Source organism: Stenotrophomonas sp. YJH_SMC_120 (assembly GCF_059368675.1).
This window is the reverse complement of the sequence record NZ_JCAFRY010000036.1, coordinates 1-3,248: the sequence shown is the minus strand read 5'-3', so window position 1 is coordinate 3,248 and position 3,248 is coordinate 1. Positions and strand designations below refer to the sequence as shown.

Annotated in this window: 2 protein-coding genes; both read right to left on the bottom strand. The window is 66.1% G+C overall.

The annotated features are described in order from the left end of the window. Positions 1-489: 489 nt before the first annotated feature. Entirely contained in the window at positions 490-2,919 is a 2,430-nt protein-coding gene (locus AC5P60_RS21150) for a DUF3772 domain-containing protein (protein WP_049397258.1), read from the bottom strand. 203 nt (positions 2,920-3,122) lie between these two features. Then, positions 3,123-3,248, bottom strand: a 126-nt coding sequence (locus tag AC5P60_RS21145) for an integrase core domain-containing protein (protein ID WP_495201759.1), incomplete at its 5' end; no start/stop codon positions are given.

The window sequence follows — 3,248 nt, the reverse complement described above, 5'->3', positions numbered from 1 at the left end:
TCCGGGGCCCGGCCCAGCCGCTGGCGGCTGTGCGTTCGGGCGCTTGCGAAGCAGTGCTTCGCAAGCAAAGCGCCCTCACCCATGTAAGCTCGGTCGCCGCATCCATGCGGCTCACGCCCCCGCAACCGGACCCACACCGCCTTCGACAGTTTGCTGCGGTCTGTTGGACATGCCGATGGGATCAGATCCGTTTTCCGGAGGAAAACGGATCTGATCCCAGATTGATTTCGATATCTGACAGAAATGTCGACCAAGGTCGACACCTACCGACAGCCGCAGGAATCTGTCAGAGGTGGGGCGGTGTCGGAGTGCGGGGTGTCAGCCGCATGGATGCGGCTGCCAAGCCTCCATGGACGGATTCACGGCGTCCCCGCACTCCGACACCGCCCCGCCAAACCACGGAATGCCTGCGGTTGCGGTTGCTTCTGAGGTTGCCGGCCAGCGGCCGGCACTACCACGGGTGCAGGGCGCAGCCCTGCAGAACACCCCCTACTCCTGCGGATCGCGGGTGATGTGGATATCGGTCGGGGTCGACAGCGGAATGTTCCGCTCCGCCAGTATCTGCAGCAGGCTGAAGTACAGATCGCTGCGGGTGGCGTAGACCTGCCGCGGGCTGGCCACGTACGCGAAGCTGTTGATGGTGATCTGGCCGCCGGCAATGCTGTCGATGTAGACCGTCGGCGCCGGCTGCTTCAGCACGTTGGTATGCGCGGTGTACGCATCCAGCAACGCCTGCCGCAGGTTGCCGACATCGGTGCTGGGCGGCACCGCGAACTGGATCTGGATGCGGCCCTGATTGTTGCCCATCGTCATGTTGCGCACGGTCTTGGTGACCAGCTCGGAGTTGGGCACGATCAGCGTCGACTTGTCGCCCACCTGGATCTCGGTCGAACGCAGGCTGATGCGGCGGATGTCGCCCTCCTGGTCGCCCAGCTTCACCCAGTCGCCGATCTTCACCGGGCGCTCGGCCAGCAGGATCAAGCCGGAGACGAAGTTCTGGGTGATCACCTGCAGGCCGAAACCGATACCCACTGACAGCGCACTGACCAGCAACGCCAGCTTGCTCAACTGCAGGCCCATGGCCGACAGCGCCCAGATCACCGCGATGATGATGCCCACGTAACGGGCAACGGTACTGACCGAGTTGCGTGCGCCCAGGTCCAGTTCGGTCTTGGGCAGGTAGGTGTCGGTCAACCAGCGCTGCACCAGCTGGGTGATCGCCAGGCCGGCCAGCAGCGCCAGTACCGCCAACACGATCCCCGCCGGTGCCAGCTTGGTGCCACCGATATCGAATCCGGTCGTGAACAGTGAAGTGAAGCGCTCCACCACCGCGCCGATGTTGCCGAACGGTGCCACCAGGGCCAGCAGCGCGATCAGTACGACGATGGTACGCAACGCCGCCGACAGCAGCACGCCGGCCTGCTCCAGCCGCGATACGCTCAGGCCGGTGCTGAGCAGGATGGTCTGGCCAACCTTGCTGTCGGCGTTGAGCATCCAGGTGCTCAGGTCATCGACGAACTTGAACAGCAGGGTCGCGGCGAGCACTACGATGCTGCCGCCGATCAGCTGTTGGTTCACGAACTTGGCGAAGTTCAGGTAGCCCAGCAATGTGGCGATGATGGCCGCCACCACCGCAATGTTGCCCGCTACCCGGGCCAGTACCAGCCAGCTGCTGCGACGCACCGGCGTGGCCGCGCCCACGCCATCGGCCTGTGCCTCCAGCTTGGCCTCGGCCTCGGCGGTCTGCCGGCGATGCAGGCGTGCCAGGGTCACCAGCATGGCCATGATCAGGCCGAGGTAGGTCAGCGCAATCAGGCCGTCCAGCGCCACCGTGGTGACGTCGCTGGTACGCGTGGCCTGATCGAGGGCGACCAGCACCGTGCTCAGCCAGGCCAGCGCCGCCGCGCCCCACGCGTACTTGCGCAGCTTGAGTGCGGCGGTGTCATCCAGATTCAGCAAACGCCACGACGGACGCTTGGGTACCAGCATGCACGCGCTGAGCGCCGCAATGAAGGCGGCGCGGAAGGTGGCCGTCTCCAGGCCGTCGGCCACCACCTGCAGGCGCGGCGCGATCGCATCGATCGCATCGAGCGCTGCCATCAGCACCACCACGGCATAGCCGGGCAGCAGCGTACCGACCAGCAGCAGCCACATGGCCAGGCCGGATCGCCGCAGGCGACCGTCCGGCGCACGCTCGGACGCCGCAAAGCGCCGCCCCAGCCTGCGCAGCCACAGCCGCAGCGGGAACATCATCACCAGCGCGGCCAGCAGGCCCAGCAACGGCGTGCCCCAGCCATTGGCCCGGACACCAGCAACAAACGTATCGCGCCCCTGCTCGGCCAACGGCGCAACGCGTGCGATATCGATCGGCAGGCGCTCGGCCACCTTGCTCCACAGCGCCGGAGACAACGGCGAGGCGACCTTCTTCCCCATGTCTTCGGCGCGTTGCGCAGTGCGCTGCTGGTCGATGTCGGCTGCCAGCTGCTGGGCACGCACGGCACTGGCCTTGGCCTGCGCTACCGACGCGGCCAGGCCGTCGCGCTGTTTGGTGATGGTGCGTCGTTGCGCGGCCAGTTCCGGCGGTTCGGTGGTGCCTTCCGCAGGCGTGCCCAGCTGCGCCAGCTGTTCGCTGATCCGATCCAGCTGCGGCTGCAACGCCTTCTCCAGCGCTTCGGCATCGCGCCGGGCCTGCGAGGCATTCTCGGACAGCATCGCCAGTGTCTCGATGGCCTCTGCATCGCCCCGCTTGCGCTCGACCTCCTTCAGCCTGGAATCGATATCCGCCAGTTGCTGCTTCGGCGTGGGGTCCTCATCCTGGGCCAGCACCGGTGCGGACAGCAGGAAGGCAGTGCACAGCAGCAGGGCCAGCCAAGGCCCCCGTGCACGGATCGATCGCAGGAAAGAAGACACGCCAGCCACACCGTTTCGCGCGGACCACCGCGCCTGCGCGCGACTATACGGCACAGGCGGTAAAGGCTGGATGGTGGGGCAGAGGACCACACCCACCGCGATGGGAGCTTCGACGGGGTGATGGCGCGGGGTGGTCACGACGGGGCGATAACGGCCTGGCGATTGCGGAGGGGTGATCGTGGCCGGGCGAATCGACGGGGTAGAGTCGACTGTTAGTTGTGTAAACCCACCACGTTGTTCAGCGGGATTCTGGAAATAGGCGGTTGGCTGCCGATCCCCATGTGGGGTCGGTGCCAGTTGTAGTAATGCAGCCATTCAGGCAGCACGGCATCACGTTG